15 protein-coding genes are annotated in these 15408 nt (G+C 40.2%); 6 read left to right on the top strand and 9 right to left on the bottom strand.

Annotated elements, in window-relative coordinates; genetic code table 11:
• Window positions 1-60: 60 nt before the first annotated feature.
• Window positions 61-1014, bottom strand: a complete 954-nt coding sequence (locus IEE83_RS01730; RefSeq protein ID WP_194118918.1) for a hypothetical protein — start codon at window positions 1012-1014, stop codon at window positions 61-63.
• A gap of 137 nt (window positions 1015-1151) precedes the next feature.
• On the opposite strand from IEE83_RS01730, the gene IEE83_RS01725 reads away from it, so the two are divergent.
• The 3 genes from IEE83_RS01725 to IEE83_RS01715 all read left to right on the top strand — a co-directional run bounded on the left by IEE83_RS01725 (window position 1152) and on the right by IEE83_RS01715 (window position 2898).
• On the top strand, window positions 1152-1589 hold the full coding sequence (locus IEE83_RS01725) for a helix-turn-helix domain-containing protein (RefSeq protein ID WP_194118917.1): 438 nt from the start codon (window positions 1152-1154) through the stop codon (window positions 1587-1589).
• A 98-nt stretch (window positions 1590-1687) separates the two neighbouring features.
• Window positions 1688-2203, top strand: coding sequence for a hypothetical protein (locus IEE83_RS01720; RefSeq protein ID WP_228101630.1), 516 nt, complete (start codon window positions 1688-1690; stop codon window positions 2201-2203).
• Window positions 2203-2898 (top strand): nucleotidyl transferase AbiEii/AbiGii toxin family protein, encoded by a 696-nt coding sequence (locus IEE83_RS01715; protein ID WP_194118916.1) that lies wholly within the window; start codon window positions 2203-2205, stop codon window positions 2896-2898. The genes IEE83_RS01720 and IEE83_RS01715 overlap by 1 nt, the downstream gene beginning before the upstream one ends.
• A gap of 134 nt (window positions 2899-3032) precedes the next feature.
• Here the strand turns inward: IEE83_RS01715 and IEE83_RS01710 are convergent, their stop codons facing one another.
• The 6 genes from IEE83_RS01710 to IEE83_RS01685 all read right to left on the bottom strand — a co-directional run bounded on the left by IEE83_RS01710 (window position 3033) and on the right by IEE83_RS01685 (window position 7812).
• On the bottom strand, window positions 3033-3617 hold the full coding sequence (locus tag IEE83_RS01710; RefSeq protein WP_194118915.1) for a hypothetical protein: 585 nt from the start codon (window positions 3615-3617) through the stop codon (window positions 3033-3035).
• Window positions 3614-4549: a relaxase/mobilization nuclease domain-containing protein gene (locus IEE83_RS01705; protein ID WP_194118914.1), complete on the bottom strand. Its 936-nt coding sequence runs from the start codon at window positions 4547-4549 to the stop codon at window positions 3614-3616. The genes IEE83_RS01710 and IEE83_RS01705 overlap by 4 nt, the downstream gene beginning before the upstream one ends.
• Window positions 4539-4910, bottom strand: a complete 372-nt coding sequence (locus IEE83_RS01700) for a plasmid mobilization protein (protein ID WP_194118913.1) — start codon at window positions 4908-4910, stop codon at window positions 4539-4541. The genes IEE83_RS01705 and IEE83_RS01700 overlap by 11 nt, the downstream gene beginning before the upstream one ends.
• A gap of 129 nt (window positions 4911-5039) precedes the next feature.
• Entirely contained in the window at window positions 5040-5981 is a 942-nt protein-coding gene (locus IEE83_RS01695; protein ID WP_194118912.1) for a toprim domain-containing protein, read from the bottom strand.
• Window positions 5982-6222: 241 nt separating this feature from the next.
• Entirely contained in the window at window positions 6223-7449 is a 1227-nt protein-coding gene (locus tag IEE83_RS01690) for a primase-helicase family protein (protein WP_228101629.1), read from the bottom strand.
• A 21-nt stretch (window positions 7450-7470) separates the two neighbouring features.
• The gene (locus tag IEE83_RS01685; RefSeq protein ID WP_194118911.1) at window positions 7471-7812 is read right to left on the bottom strand and encodes a helix-turn-helix domain-containing protein; all 342 of its coding nucleotides are present in this window, start codon (window positions 7810-7812) and stop codon (window positions 7471-7473) included.
• A 700-nt stretch (window positions 7813-8512) separates the two neighbouring features.
• Between IEE83_RS01685 and IEE83_RS01680 the strand changes: the two genes are divergently transcribed.
• Window positions 8513-8728 (top strand): hypothetical protein, encoded by a 216-nt coding sequence (locus IEE83_RS01680; protein ID WP_194118910.1) that lies wholly within the window; start codon window positions 8513-8515, stop codon window positions 8726-8728.
• A 210-nt stretch (window positions 8729-8938) separates the two neighbouring features.
• Here IEE83_RS01680 and IEE83_RS01675 read toward each other — a convergent pair whose 3' ends face one another.
• A complete protein-coding gene (locus IEE83_RS01675) occupies window positions 8939-10849 on the bottom strand; it encodes a sensor histidine kinase (protein WP_228101628.1) in 1911 nt (636 codons plus the stop codon).
• A gap of 122 nt (window positions 10850-10971) precedes the next feature.
• Window positions 10972-11616, bottom strand: coding sequence for a LuxR C-terminal-related transcriptional regulator (locus IEE83_RS01670; RefSeq protein WP_194118908.1), 645 nt, complete (start codon window positions 11614-11616; stop codon window positions 10972-10974).
• 226 nt (window positions 11617-11842) lie between these two features.
• Between IEE83_RS01670 and IEE83_RS01665 the strand changes: the two genes are divergently transcribed.
• Both IEE83_RS01665 and IEE83_RS01660 read left to right on the top strand, forming a co-directional pair.
• A complete protein-coding gene (locus tag IEE83_RS01665; RefSeq protein ID WP_194118907.1) occupies window positions 11843-12508 on the top strand; it encodes a response regulator transcription factor in 666 nt (221 codons plus the stop codon).
• Between the two features lie 89 nt (window positions 12509-12597).
• Entirely contained in the window at window positions 12598-15327 is a 2730-nt protein-coding gene (locus IEE83_RS01660; RefSeq protein WP_194118906.1) for a T9SS type A sorting domain-containing protein, read from the top strand.
• The last annotated feature ends 81 nt before the right edge of the window (window positions 15328-15408 follow it).

Genomic DNA, 15408 nt, shown 5'->3' with positions numbered 1-15408 from the left:
AATGTTATCAAGCCTCTTATTACGGATATGATGTTATGGAGTTAAAATAAACCGATGCTTTTACTTCTTGTCATTTTCTTGACTATTTCCAATAAGATACAATACTTCGGCCAATTTAACGGAATGTATAAAAACCGGAAGTACGTCAATCCATACTCCCCATTCATAGGCTGGATGTTTACTTAATGCGAAATCATTGATTTCAATTAAAGTCTCCTTCCACTCTTTCAGAGATTTGTAACTAAAAAAAGACTGTAGTACCTCTTGTGGGTTTAACATTTCCTCTTTACTTAACATGGAGGAAAATATTTCGTAATTTGTTTTAAGCGAGCACTCAACCCTTGGTTTAGGCTCAATATCTGTGACTTCTAAATTCTCTCCATTAATTAGATATGCGACATTGATTATAGACTCTAGCCTTTCGAGATTGTATAAAACATCACTTGGACTTCCTTTCTGATAAAAATGATCAGCCGATGTGGCATTTAATACTTCATAAAAATAGGTTTTGAAGTTCATAAGTGAATAAGCATCAAAGAAATTGCGGATCACTTGAATTGGATCCTCTATCTTTTCCCGGTACCAAATTGAATGATTCCTTATATGCCTCTGCTTTTTCTTGAACCTACTTTTTTTGAATTTAATGCTAAACTTGGGACTGTTGGAAACAGTGCAATTTGCATCCGATACTGAATTGTTGAGATTCTCCGCTATTGCTGCATCTTCCGAGCCTTCGTTCAGAATATTTTTTGCGTCGGTATGCTGCAATAAAAAGACCGCCTCGATAAAAGGCATCAGGTTTTCAAAAAAATAAAGCTGTTCTCCTGCGGATGCATTTACATCCGGGTTTTTAGCTGAAATGGAATTGCTTAACATTTGCCAAAGAAAAAATCTGCAATCAACAATACTATTCGTCTTGCAAAATTGACGAATGAATTCTGATGGATCATTAATCTCCTGTGGTGACATCCAGAGCGGGCGAACGTCTGCATCATCTTCTGAAATGAATCTCATAATTTTGTCATTTACGATAAATCATCCCGAAAATTGAGCTAAACCAGATTTCTAAAAAATTCTAAAATTGGGAATTTTAGCTAGAAACGACTATTTTAGAACTTTAATATCTACCTATCAGCTCTTACATTTACGGTATGAACTCATCTTCTGACACAACCAAAAACATACATCAAGGCAGAAACGTAAAGCGTTTCCGGGAAATGCTTGGAATTAAGCAAGAGGGGCTTGCGTATGAATTGGGCGAAGATTGGACTCAAAAAAGGGTGTCACTACTGGAACAAAAGGAAACCATAGAACAGGATATTTTAGATCAAGTGGCGAAAATATTACAGGTTCCAGCCGACGCTATCAAGAACTTTGATGAACAGCAAGCCATAAATATCATATCTAACACATTCCATGATACAAATGGTATTGTAAACTACAATCCATCATTTAATATAAATCCAATAGATAAATGGGTTGAAGCACTTGAGGAAAATAAAAAACTTTACGAGCGCCTTCTAAAAGCGGAACAAGAAAAAAATGAATTGCTGCTAAGATTGCTGGATAGTCAAAAAAAGAATATCTAATAAAAGTCTATAATTTCGTCCCAAAATTTGAAAATAATAATTCTTATTGTTTGCTGTTCGCGATTTGCGAACAGCAAACAATTTTGTATCTTTATGCCATGAGAGCACATAACGGAATGCGTCCTTTGGATATAGTAATTTTACTTAAGATCATCAGTCTGGGTGATACTGCCTGGCAGTATAGAGATCTGTCGGCTAAACTCTACATAAGTATTTCAGAAGTTTCGGAATCACTTAGCCGTAGTCATACAGCCGGTCTCATTGATGAAAGCAAAAAAAAATTACGTTTGACTAGCCTTATGGAATTTATAGAATTCGGCTTTTCGTACGTATTCCCAGTGATACCGGGGCAAATTGTTACAGGTATACCCACTGCACATTCACACCCATTTTACAAAAATCAATTTTCAGGGTCTGTTGATTACGTTTGGAAATATGAAGAGGGACCGATCAGGGGGCTATCTATCGAACCTTTACATAAGGGGGTTCCACAAGCTGCATTGGAAGATGAGAAGCTTTATCTGCTATTATCAAGTATAGATATTCTGAGAGTTGGACGGTCAAGGGAGAAAAAAATGGCCTTGGAGCAACTGAAAATTATAATTCTTAAATAATGAGTCAAAGACAAAATTTACTCCGAATAAAAGCAGTCTATGATGCATTAGAAGAGCTGCAAGATGCGGTGATTTTCGTTGGTGGAGCTACTGTCGCGCTATATGTACAGCGAATAGCAGAAGAAATCCGCCCTACGGACGATGTTGACGTTCTGATTGAATTAGCAGACTACAGGGATTATACAAGTTTGGAGGAAAAGTTAAGATCGAAAAGATTTGTCAACGACATTGAATCAGGAGTAATATGCCGGTATAAAATCCAAGGGATCACTGTTGACATTATGCCAACCGAGGAAAAAATACTTGGATTTAGCAATATTTGGTATCCCCAAGGTTTCAAGACAGCGATGAAGTATGACATTGGGGATGGATACAACATTAATATTTTCCGTCCGGAATATTTCATTGCCACCAAGCTTGAAGCATTTAAAAATAGAGGAGGTAATGATGGCCGAACCAGTACGGATTTTGAAGACTTAGTTTACATTTTCAATCACCGAACAACCTTATGGCAGGAGATGAGTTCTGCTGACAAAAATGTTAAATCCTATTTGCAGCAGGAATTTAAGCTAATGCTGGAGAATCAGTATATTGAAGAATGGATTAGCTCTCATTTGGAACACACTGAGCAGAGGCGAGCTCGGTATATTATTGGTAGTTTAACAGAATTCTGCTTTGGAGCCAATCTTGCTTAATTAGAAAATGTCAATCTTGCCAAAAGTAAACTTTTACGGCCAAACACAAACTTTTACAGACTAATGATGCCAAATTCACCCTTTTAAGTTATTAAAAGGGATTATTCAGCAGCATCAGTCCTTTTTGATCCAAACTACTCCTTTCTGAGCTTTTTAAGGATATTCTGAGCATTTTCAGTCTCTTGTTGTTTTTGTTTCAAAAGCTTCTCTGCATCCTTCAAAACAAGCTCTCGCGCTTCTAATTTCTGCGTCTCTGATTCAGCGGACTGCGGATCTCGAAAATAGGTGCTATCAGCCCAGGCTCCTATCCCAGGGTAAACCTGCCGAATCATCCGGTACTTTAAATCACTTGCCTGTAAACGAGAATTTTCCCTGAAACTACTGACTGCCATTCCGATGCAAAGTGTTGAAACAATCAAGAGAATTGCAGCAGAGATGATAAATCCTTTTGACTTCAAATCGAAATGGTGGTAATTCTCAACTTTCGTTTCCCTTGGAATAAACTGTATGTTTTTCTGAATCGCTGTAAGCGTTCCCAACAAAACATTAGCCGTTGGCAATTTCAGTACGTGACTTTTAATTTCTGCAATCATGTCATTGTTTGTAGCATCGGGCACCTGATCTGACCTCTGGATCAAACCTTCGATGGCTGATGTTTTCTTAATTAGTACAGAAAGTATTTCTTCGATTCCCTCTAATTGTTCTTCTATCTTTTTCATAAACTATGTCCTTTACGTTTTTGATGTTTCTTTTTTCTAAGCTCGTATGGTGTTTGCTCCTCAGAAATTTGCTCCGGTTTTAAAAGATCATTAAGCAAACTATCATTGGATATTGGCGGCCGGGAATCTATAAACAGAGAAGGCGAAGTCCTTCCGGGGGAATATTCTCTCAAAGTAGGCTGTGAGTGCTGGTTTATTAGTTGATTTTGATTCTGCCGGATCTTTTCATCGAGTTTGGCAAAACTAAGCCCCCGGTCAATTTCTGACCCTTTCATTTTAATACCGCCTTTACTAAAACTGATTCCCTGGATCTGCTGGCTGCCTGATTTATATTTAAATACGATCCCTATGTCTCGCTCTTTAAGTAATGCAGCCAGCTCATTCCAGTTTTTTGCTTTCTGGCTCGCCTTCGTAATGGCATCATACAACTCGTATTTAACCTTATCAGCACCAGTTAACCGGTGCCGATTGACCAGTGATTTATCCTTTCCAAGATAATAGCCGTGTTTGAGCGTCATCTCTTTGCAAACCTTTTGATTCCGGACTTTCTGCAGCCGGTCTGAGATCGTTTTACCTTTGTTATCTACACGGTTATAAATGATATGCAGGTGCGGATGATTTCGGTCGCGATGTTCGACAATCAAATACTGGGTTTCACTGATTTTCATTTTTTGCATGTATTCTTGCGCCCGTTGTATCATGATTTCACGTGAAAGTTTTTCTATGTCATTCTTACTCCAGCTCAAAGCAACGTGGCCGACTGCACGACTAAGCTCCGGGTTTATTTTCCGCTGCGTATTAAAATCATCGATCACAGATTGAATGCTACTTTCCCTGACTCCATCAGCATGCAGAAGTCTGGCCTCAGGCTTCTGCATGACATAGCGCACCACACCCGCAAAACTCCTTCCAATCGTGAGTTTACCGATCATCGCTTCTCAGGTGTTTAAGTACTTCATCAATTTCAAAAAGTAGCTCCCGGCACTTTTTTTGAACGGTGATCAGGCCATCCTTATGCGCCAGCCGCGTAAGCTGATTCAGGTTATTGGCAAGCCCGGCCAGCATTCTAAGAAACTCCCCATCCTCTGGTTTTAGGCGTGCAATTACCTTTGCTTTTTTTGCCGCCTGACGAAACCATTCGCTTGGTCGCATGCCTGCTTCTTTTGATTTTTCTTCGACCAGAAACCGCTCGTTTTCTGTCAGCCTGACCATCAAATGACTTTCGCGTTTGACCTTCTTGAGCGGTCTTCCTCCTTTGGATTTAGAAACTCTTTTCTCCTTTATCTCTGTCATATCTTTCACACTTTTGAGTAATCTGTTTCAAACCTTTTTTGACCAACGGGAGAAAAAGGCAAGTTGAGTCCTGCCAGAGCAGGGCGGGTTTTCGTGAAGCGAAAACACAAACTTGCTCCCTGAAGACAATTACAGGCCCAAGCCCCGGGCTTTTTTGAAAGTCCGGCTTTGTTTTGACTCCTGTTGTGTTGATTGTAGGTCTAATAAATATTCATTGAGATCCTTAAATTTCTGATAAGTATTGGAAGCATTAATGATATTAAGATTGGCTGCTTCATATTTTCCCAAAGCCTTTCTGCCAGCGTTATCATGATCCAAATAGAGAAAGACATTTTTGTAATCTTTTAAAATATCCATACTGCGATCCACAAAACTAACAGAGTTCAATACCAGAAAATCGCTACGGATCGGCTCTTCTTTCCTCAGCGTCAGAAGGGATAAAAAATCCATAAAACCTTCCAGTACACAAATCGATCGGTTACCATTTTCGATATGCGTAATATCCTTGGGAGAAGATGAGCCCTTAAAATATTGGCTTCGCAATTCATATCCGCCAGACCTGTTTTTGAAACCTGCTGCGAAGTATCTTCTATCCTCGATCTGATAGTATACTTCCCGGCAGTACAGTTTGGAAATTCCAAAATCAATTCCCCTATTTTGAAGATACTCAGTAATCGCTTTATTACTGCCAAGTGGTCTTACTTCACTGATTACAATAGCCTGTGAAGTGGGTTTTTCTAGTTGAACGTCCGGGTATATATGTCGCGTGAAAGAATGAGTCAAAGAAGGTTGCTGTTCAAACATAAAGATATCGCTGACCTTTGCAATCAGACCTGTGGCATCCAGATGTGGATTCAACTTTTGAGCCAGATCAAAGAGTTTTCCGCCCTGCTGTATTCCGTAATCATACCAACGGTTAATGTTTGTATTTACTTTAAAGGAAGGTGTATGCTCAGGCTCGCGAACTGGAGAAATGTACCAATAATTCTCCCCCTTTTTATGGCTGGCGACAACGCCGACCCTTTCCAGAAAATCCTCAATCGGCATCTGGTTTAGTTGATTGATATTCATGGTTTTATCTTTTTTGAAAAACAAAGACTTTTTAGGATGCCTGGTGGCAACCATATTTTTGATGAGATGATGAGAAATACGTTTAATTATCTGATAGATAATACAGTTATAGGCTCATCACAAACTCATCAGATATAATCCCAATGATGAGTTTTTTCATCGTACTCATCAAACCTCATCATAGAATCAAATACTTTGATGAGTAAATTGTTAGCTGACTATTAATCACTTAGATTCCATTTTAGGTGTTCTCATCAAACTTTTGACTCACCCAATTCATGGAAATGCTGTAATATCTCCCAGTAGAATGTACACTAACCAAATCATTAGCACTGTTGTACAAATACGTTTGGTAGTTTAAACTATTGGGTGCCGGCCGCAGCCCCCAATCATTCTGAAGGACATTGGAAATCTGTTGTCTTGTCAACCGCGGCATATTCCGCTTCAAGAGTTCCAGCATATCTTTGTTGGTAAATTCCAGCTTGTTAGTGCCAGTATTCTCAAAGATTTCACGGAGAATGAAAAGCATTTCTGTTTCCAGTCGGTTACGGTTATTTCGGATCACCCGCATAAGTGCTTCGGTCCGTATTTGTCTTTCTGAAAACCACATTCTGGTCAACGGCACCGGAACTGATAAATTCCGGGATAGCAGATAATATAGAAAAGAAGGAATTTCCTTGGCCATCATATCCAAAAGGTGGATATTTTCCGAAGGCAATACCGGAACCTTACGAATCCAGTAGCGTGTTTCAGCAGGATCAATCACAATGAAATTTTCCTCGTTGTTTGAGCATAATACAAACTTTCCAAAGAACTCGGTTTCCTTCCGGTCTTTTCCTTTCGCTTCCACCTTTGAGTTTCTTGCCGTACTCAGGTTTTTTATCTTTTCAGAATCTTCTCTTCTATCCAGCAGCACCTCATCTACCGCAATGATAAGCGTATTCATCCAGTCAGAATTAAACTGTGAGCGAAAGTCGCTGTTACCATTAAAAGTCATATTTTTTCCGAAAATCAATTTGAGAAAATTCAGAAAGGTGGTCTTTCCAGTTTTTCGCTCTTTGGATACCAGACACAAAACGGGCAGTTTCTGCGTTGGCCGTTGGTAGAGCAGACTCAAATAATCCAGACCGATCTCAAACTGTTCACCGAATATGTGTTTAATAAATCCAAGAGTAGCCACAGGCTCACCTGGCTGTGGTCGGGCATCGAGCCGGTGATAAAGATTGTAAAAGTTGCCGACGATTTCTTTATAGTCCAGATGATCCGGAACACAGCAGAAACCGTCAAACTTTTTGATCTTTTTGATTTGGCTTGGTTCAAGATCCTGTCGGAGCATTTCAGACGACCATGGTATCCACATTTCCGTGAATTCTTTGTTGACAGTAGGCTGCAAACACTTTTTGTAATAGCCCGTCTGCACCCGTATATAACTGCCTGGCATGTTTAACGGATAGTTATTAGCTGACATAAATAGACAAAAATTGATGGTTTACCGTAATTTCCCCTTACCAGTCCTGACCATAGCTGGAAACTCCTGTTTTAACTCTGCCAAGGTTTTCTTTTTCCCTGAGCGGATCCAGTCTTCCAATTCAGACTTGTAGAAATAAAGCCGCTTCCCTTTCTTGCTGACAGGAATTTCCTTGTGACATACCTTACCATACAGGGTCTGCACCGAAAGATTAAGAAATTCAGCGGCTTGTGTGATAGTCATCAGCTCAACGGCGGGTGGCACTGCCTGCCGTGATTCCAAAATAAGATCCTGAAGGACGTCAAGCTTCTGATGAAGCTCGGAAACTGCGCGTGGCAGCTGATCAAATGAGTACTGTTCCATAACATAGCGTTTTTTTGTTTGATACCGCAATGTTAGGTGGTTGCTTTGGTGGGTTTCAAGCAGGTAGGAGTTTTACCCTCCTTTTACCTGCTTATATTTTTTGATTTTTTTCCGGTACCACTTCTTGGTTTTAAAGAAACGCTGGGTTAAGCTCCATTAAACCAATTACGACATCGCGCACCAGAGCATACTACCCGCTCCCAATGTTGGTTTGGCTTATTTGGTGATTTTGTAAAGTATAAAGCAGATCACAGATGGCTAAAAAACAAATAACTGTCCGCAAAAACGGCGGTATTAGTGAGATTTCCCAACGGTCTGCAGTTTCAAGGTAATTAGGATTTTATGTCTTTTCAGATTGTCTGAGTTTTAGGGACACTTACAGACTATCGCGAACATTATAGAATTTGATATTTGTAGTTGATCAAAACGTAGCTAAAAATTTACACAGAAGTAGCAAAATGGCTCTTTTATGCAATTATTAAAATATTCAATTTTGTATTAAATATTTCAATCGAAATTAGATTCACTAATTCTAAAAACAACAGGAGAGAGAGAAATTATTAAAAATCTAACTTTTGCCATTCAAAATAAAATATATTTTGAAGCGTGAAATAGTTTTAATCAAAAACACAGTTATTATTAAAACTTAACCTTATTAGCTGCAATGAGCGATTCCAATTCTAGTAGACCACAAAACCATGTGGGGCGAAAAGCTTCGATCCGTGCTTTTGAAGATCTAAAAGGCACGAATAAGGATAACACATTAGCTTTTGAATCCGAGATGGAAGTTCCTTTTAAAACGGCGCGACATAAAAGAGAGAATAAAAATGAAGATCCACCATTGAAAGCACGTCTTACACTTCGTAGTCATAAAGAAAGAAAAGTAAGAACAGGTCTTAGCAGATCAGAAGAATAAATATGAGGCTGTGCACTAAAACAGTTATAAACTATTCTTTCGAGTTTCTTTTGTTATTTAATAGTGATTCAGAATGAGATTATAAATTTTTGTAATCTCATTTTTGTGTTTGCGCCATTTTTACCTTCTCAAATTATTAGTTTCTGACCTTATGCATTCATAAGTAACTATCTGATAAAAAATTTCCCTTACTTAATGATCCGTATCATATTACTGGTTAAGCAAAGGAATGACAAATAAAAGGTCCGTCCCCTGCCCTGATGAGTCAATTTCAAGCGAGCCACCCATTTCCTTTATCCTGTTTTGCAGAGACTGCAACCCGAGTCCTTTTCTTTTTGATAAAACGCTGAAGCCTCTGCCGTTGTCGGCAATTTGCAGAGCAATGGAGCCATCTTCTTCGTATATAAATAATTTCACCTTGCTGGCACGTGCATGTTTTAGAATATTTGCTACCGCCTCCTGGATGATCCGCAAGATGTGAATGCGAATTTGCGAAGATATGTGCTCTAAAGAGTCGTCATCTATTTCAATTTGCTTTTCATATTTTCCTACTGGTAGCGCCTGTTCAACAATTTGTATAATGCGCTGAGAAAAACCGATTTTCCCATCTTCCAAACCCTTAAAATACCACTCGTGGCTTTTTGACCTGGTATTCAGATATGCATCTTTGGCCATTTCTGCCAGGGTTTCAAGAGTTTTCTTCTTTTCAGGATCGTTTTCTTCAAAGGTCTTGGTTTCGATGAAATTGCAAATATTTACAAGCCTTCCTGCAATGTCGTCGTGAAGTTCCATCCCCATCCTCTTCTGAACCAGATTGTTGGCCGCTTCCAGTTCGGCGATCTGGATCTGGGTCGTTTTATTGAGCTCATCGATCTGCCTTTCCGCTTTTGCAGCACCGATCCTTTGTCTTCGTACAAAGACCGTTATAGTGATGATTAATGCGGCAGAAATAATAAAAATAATCAGGTTGCGCTTTTGTTTTTCTTTTCCTGCTGTCACCAATGCTTCACTGCGCTGTTCGGAAACCACGCTGGCATACATATTGTTTTGGATGTCGGCTATCTTAATCGAAATAATCGAATCGTTTAATTCATAGGCGTGAAGTGTATTCTGGTAAGCGGCCAGGTAATTTCTGTTCATGGCCTGGACCTTTCCGGAATACAACAAAAACTTGGTCCCGTCTCCGGACTCATTCTTTTTATAGGACGCTACTGTATTTTTGAATTTGTTGAAGTAATAATTTGCACTGTCCTTTTGATTCTGGTCGATGTAAAAATCAATCAGCCGGCCGAGAATTGTCCTTTCAAACGGTCTTCTAAATAACGGGGTTATATGGCTGTTTTGGGCCGTGATTTCCTGATAGGCATTCTTTAATATTTCTCTTCCCCTGTTTGGTTCCGATAAAGCCCTTGCACCGGCATACTCGATCAGATATAGGGACATTTGACACTGCTCTGTTTTACCCTTATCAAGTCCTTTCTTTTTGTCTAACTGATTCCATATTTTCCGTGATAAGCCAACGAGCCCAAGAACTTTGACAGTATCCTTCCTGGCAAGATAAAGCTGGGCAGCATGTTTTAGAATGGTAAAAGCGTTTAAGCAGGTATTTATTGGCACCGACTGCTGGGAGATTTTCCCCGGCAACGATCTTAAAATGGGCATAACACTATCGATGATTGCTATACGTCTTTTAAGATTGGTCTGCTCGTTATCACCGTAAATGCCAAGAAGCAGCCTTGGCTGATTTAAAGAACTCACGTAAGGCTTTATTTGCATGAGTTCTTCTTCCATTTTTTGTAGGTAGTAAATCGCGTAGCCCTCCTGATGGACAAGGCTAGCGTGATTTGCCAAAAAAGCAAAATATTTGACCCGGAATGGCCGGTAGGCAGTATCACTCCATGCAATTTGACGGTAAAGCGAAAGCCTGTCTTTCAGAGCCGGATCCTTAAATGATTCCTCGGTTAAAAGCTGTGCTTTGACCAGATAAAGCGTATCATTAAGTTTACCGGCTTTATGCTGCGCCGCTATGGTTTCCCACTGCTTCATGCTGGCCCGTTCAACTTGTGCGATACAAGAGAAATAACTAAACACCAGGGCCAGGCATGGAATCCATGTTTTCATTATCCTTTCGGCAGCTGTCCTGCAACTGCTATTTTCGAAATGATCGGTTGAATAATACTTCATAGTGCTATCATATAATGGACAGAACCGGTTGCAAACCCGGCACGCATCCATGTTACTGCTTAAACCAAATTGTTTTCAAACACATACTTTACCAGCTCGGTTGCAGAGTGAAGATTTAGCTTTCGCATGATATTTCTTTTGTGGGTCATGATAGTAATCGGGCTCACAAAGAGCATTTCAGCCACATTTTTTGTCTTGTGCCCAGCTGCGATCAACCGGATTATTTCAAGCTCTTTACTGGTCAGGGTCGTACTTTCAAGCGATAAGATACTATCAGCTAGCTTTCCGCTAAGATCGCTGCTCACAAACTTTCTGCCGTTATAGGTATATTCCAGCGCAAGTTTGATTTCACGGGCATCGACCGCTTTACTGACATAACCATTGGCTCCCGCAGCCAGGCATGACCTTATGCTGGTGGTATCCATCACGCTGCTAACGACCAAAATAATGATGTCCGCATAACTCTTTCTGCAAAAGGGAATGAAGTTCATTACACTTTGTCCCGGCATGATCAGATCCGTAATGACCACCCTGTATTCACCTGTCTGCAAACTCTCTTTTGCCCGGTCAATAGATGAAAAAATATCAATTACAGAACCCTGCGGCACTATTTTTAGCAGAAGCTGCTTAAATCCCTCTGCCACCAAAACATGATCATCTAGCAGCATAATCTTGGTAACCGGAATTTCGACGCTGGTATACATAGGAATCTAACTTTAAGACAAAGGTAGGTGTTGAAACAAGAAAACAATATACTACAATCGTAGTATATTTCTACTCATTTTAGGTAGAAAAATACCCTCTTTTGAGTGATTGCCAGTTGATGATAAACGCCGGACATTTGTAGTGTCAGTTTATAAAAGTTCATCGAAATAATAAAAGCTGGCCATTAGGTAATTGCCCGCTTTTATTTTATCAACCAATAAGTGCATGAAAACGATTGCAGTCATCGATAAACATCCCATTGTCCGCGCTGGTCTTGAAATATTTATTAAAAACAATTTTAGTAAAATATCGATCGAAGAGTTCGAGAGTTTTTATCATTTTAATAAAGTCTGTGATAAAACCCCGGATTTATTCATCGTCGGTAATATGATTGAGCTTCCCAGCAAGCAATGTGAATTTATTATTAAATTAAAAGAGAAAAATTCGGCAGCCAAAGTAATCATTTATGATGAAAATCCAGACGTTTTTAAAGTCCTGTTATTCTTCAAATCCGGTGTCAACGGGTATTTAAGTAAAGGTTCTGATATAAGTGATCTCTTAGAATGCATCCTGGATGTGCAAAATGGAAAAAATTACGTCAGTAATGACGTACTGGAATTATTACTACCCAAGTGGGTTTCAACTGCCCAAGATCCATCCGATAGAAACCAAATAAAATTGACACCACGTGAATTTGAAATTGCCAATTTTCTGATTAGTGGTTTTACAGTAGAAAAAATATCGAAAGAAATACAGCGGCAGGCTACAACAATCTACGCCATTAAAAAGAAACTGTTCAATAAACTAAACATTTCCAATCTGGTTGACCTAAAAGATGCGCTGGAAAATCCCCAGGTCGTCAGGCTGTTTAAATCCCAAGAATTAAGCTGACAATTATATATGCGGCTTCTACCAACTGTATCAGGCCCGTTATCACAAAAAAAAATTTATCCGATAACTTTAATCTTATTACACATAGAATGAGAACTTTATTCAAACCATATTTATTTGTTGCGTTATTTGCATTAGCTACAAGCGCAACTATTTCTAGTGCACAAACTTGTGCTACTATTCAGCGTTTTCAAACCACAACGTTTGCAAGGCTTGTTTCAGGACCGGGTGCCAATGTACCGATGGCGACATACACTCAAAATGGTTGGGTGGGCAGTGGATCCGGTAACATTGACAGAGGGACCGATAATGTTTATTTTAGCGATAATAACAATACACAAACATTTACGCAAGCTGTAACAAGCGTTAACCTGAAAGGTACAGGAGCAACATTTAGTATGAGCTTCGCTGCTTTTAATGGAAACTCGCTTAATTTTCCTTATGATGGTAACCAATCTGATTTACGAATCAGCTATGGAGGTACTTTATATGCTGTGATATCCACTTCCAATGGAACCGCCACAACAGGCGCCGGCAGTATAAGTTTTTTCAATGGGGCTGTTAACGCTTCTAATAGTTCAGCTGCATCATATACTTATAATATTACCCCAAATGGAAGCTCAAAGGTCGACTACACGCTTGAAATTAAACTACCAGGCAATATTCCAAATTCGGGAAATTTTGACGTATCATTTGTGCCAAGTTCTAACGCCACAGATCCGCAAAGTTTTTCTGATGACTTTAATGTATATACGGCTTCGTTACTGTCCTGTCCGATAGTCTATTCAGGCACTATTTTAAATGATGTAAATGGTTTGTCTGATAACCTTGTAAATGGAACAGCTATTAATACTACGGTTGTAAGTGGCTTACAAGTTGCTTTGTATGATGGGGCAGGTAATATTGTTTCAGGTACAACAACAAATGTAAATGCTGATGGAACATATAATATTTCTTACATAGAGACCGGCACATATACAGTTCATTTATTGAATTTACCGCCAGCTTATGTCAGTACCGGAGAGTCATCCAACGGAACAGGTACTACTCCGGATGGCACTGCCAATGGCATCGTAAGTTCATATACCATATTGAATGCAAATACAAATACAGATAAGCCCAATGGCAACATGGGGATCGAGCAGTCACCGCAAACTGCCATCAGTTCCCTGGCGGCTCAGCCAAATCCGGGCGGTACCAATACAGTCACTATTCCTTCAACTGCCTTTACTACGAGCACAAATGGAGATCCTAATACAGGTGATCCTGCGCCCGGAATTGTGAGTTTTATCAAGATTACGTCATTCCCCGCAAACGTAACAAGCATCGTGATCAATGGAATTTCATATGCAAACCTGTCAGCAATCAATTCTGCCTACCCTGGTGGCATTCCTACGAATGCGTCTGGTACACCCACAGTGACCGTCCGGGTTGATCCGGTAGACGGAGCAGTAACTGTGGTACTGCCAATAGCAGCGGTAGACAATGCAGGCGTACAAGATCCTACCCCGGGGAGCATCACAATACCATTCTCCGATGCCCTCATATCAGTAGGAGGAAATATATGGAATGATGCCAATGCAGGGGCAAGCAAGGATGGTTCGGAGCTTTTCACGAATGCCGGAGGATTATTTGCCAATTTAACAAATGCGTCAGGAGCAGTAATTGCTTCAGTGCCGGTAAATGCTGTAACGGGTGTGTACAATTTCCCTAACGTGCCCCCAAATACAGTATATTCGATCATACTGACCAAGGCCAGTCAGGCTAATAACACGATCCTAAGCGCATCTGACCTTCCCGCCGGATGGGTAAACACCGGGGTTAACCTGAATGGAACACCCAATACGGCCAACAAGACCGGAATTATTACTCTGACTACTTCCAATATCAATGTCAGCACTGCCAACTTTGGTATCGAACAGCAGCCAAATAGTGACCCTAAAACAACGGTGATCAGTCAGCCAATCCTAAACCAATTCCTTACCCTGAACGGTGGTACAAACCCGCCAGTCTTGTCGGGAAGTGACCCGGAAGACTTACCGGCGGGTGGTGTGCTGACCAGTAAATCTGTTAAGATTACGAGCGTACCTGCCAATGCTGAACTATATTATAATAATGTATTGGTTACGTCCGGCATAACGATCCCAAACTTTGACCCATCCAAGTTGCAGGTTAAATTTATACCAGCCTCGCTGGGCAGTACTTCAACACAATTTCAATATGCCTACGTTGACGCAGCCGGAGTTGTTGATCCAACCCCGGCAACCTATGTGCTTAGCTGGAGTAAGCCTTTACCAGTAACGCTGGTGAGCTTTGATGTAAAAGGATTTGAAGCACAGGTACAGCTGAACTGGATGACATCAGCTGAAATGAACAGCTCCTACTTTGGTATTGAGCGCAGCACGGACGCACGCACCTGGAATGAAATCGGACAGCTGCCTGCTGCAACAAATGCAAGTGCCCTGTCAAAATATAATTTCACAGATACAGACCCGGCAGCTGGTACAAACTATTACCGCTTAAAGATGACCGATCTGGATGAAAGTTTTGCTTATAGTAAAATCCGTTCTGTTTCGCTGGAAGCAGTAAGTATTAGAATGTATCCAAATCCGGTAGCCGCGCAGCTCAACATTGACAATATAGGTTTTGAAAAGATCCAAAAGATAGCTGTTTATAATCAATCAGGAGTGGCAGTATATACCAACGAGGGTATGATCAAACCTTCCATTGACATGGCAAATTTGACAATTGGCACTTATATCGTAACGATCACATTGAAAGACGGGACCAGGTTTTCAAAAACCATCTTGAAGAATTAATCAGCCGTTGCAGATGGATCTCAATGCAAGCACGATCCATCTGCAATATCTTATCCAATTATCCCTGAATCAGATTATACA

It is taken from the genome of Dyadobacter subterraneus, assembly GCF_015221875.1.
Lineage (GTDB): Bacteria > Bacteroidota > Bacteroidia > Cytophagales > Spirosomataceae > Dyadobacter > Dyadobacter subterraneus.
Note: the sequence above shows the minus strand (reverse complement) of the source record. Positions and strands in the feature narration are given on the sequence as shown.

Excerpts from the sequence above, each read along its gene's own strand:
- IEE83_RS01705 (WP_194118914.1), bottom strand. The coding sequence starts at position 4,549 with ATGATCGGTAAACTCACGATTGGAAGGAGTTTTGCGGGTGTGGTGCGC.
- IEE83_RS01685 (WP_194118911.1), bottom strand. The coding sequence starts at position 7,812 with ATGGAACAGTACTCATTTGATCAGCTGCCACGCGCAGTTTCCGAGCTT.
- IEE83_RS01725 (WP_194118917.1), top strand. The coding sequence starts at position 1,152 with ATGAACTCATCTTCTGACACAACCAAAAACATACATCAAGGCAGAAAC.
- IEE83_RS01715 (WP_194118916.1), top strand. The coding sequence starts at position 2,203 with ATGAGTCAAAGACAAAATTTACTCCGAATAAAAGCAGTCTATGATGCA.
- IEE83_RS01700 (WP_194118913.1), bottom strand. The coding sequence starts at position 4,910 with ATGACAGAGATAAAGGAGAAAAGAGTTTCTAAATCCAAAGGAGGAAGA.
- IEE83_RS01660 (WP_194118906.1), top strand. The coding sequence starts at position 12,598 with ATGAGAACTTTATTCAAACCATATTTATTTGTTGCGTTATTTGCATTA.
- IEE83_RS01675 (WP_228101628.1), bottom strand. The coding sequence starts at position 10,849 with ATGAAAACATGGATTCCATGCCTGGCCCTGGTGTTTAGTTATTTCTCT.
- IEE83_RS01695 (WP_194118912.1), bottom strand. The coding sequence starts at position 5,981 with ATGAATATCAATCAACTAAACCAGATGCCGATTGAGGATTTTCTGGAA.
- IEE83_RS01665 (WP_194118907.1), top strand. The coding sequence starts at position 11,843 with ATGAAAACGATTGCAGTCATCGATAAACATCCCATTGTCCGCGCTGGT.
- IEE83_RS01690 (WP_228101629.1), bottom strand. The coding sequence starts at position 7,449 with ATGTCAGCTAATAACTATCCGTTAAACATGCCAGGCAGTTATATACGG.
- IEE83_RS01720 (WP_228101630.1), top strand. The coding sequence starts at position 1,688 with ATGAGAGCACATAACGGAATGCGTCCTTTGGATATAGTAATTTTACTT.
- IEE83_RS01730 (WP_194118918.1), bottom strand. The coding sequence starts at position 1,014 with ATGAGATTCATTTCAGAAGATGATGCAGACGTTCGCCCGCTCTGGATG.
- IEE83_RS01670 (WP_194118908.1), bottom strand. The coding sequence starts at position 11,616 with ATGTATACCAGCGTCGAAATTCCGGTTACCAAGATTATGCTGCTAGAT.
- IEE83_RS01710 (WP_194118915.1), bottom strand. The coding sequence starts at position 3,617 with ATGAAAAAGATAGAAGAACAATTAGAGGGAATCGAAGAAATACTTTCT.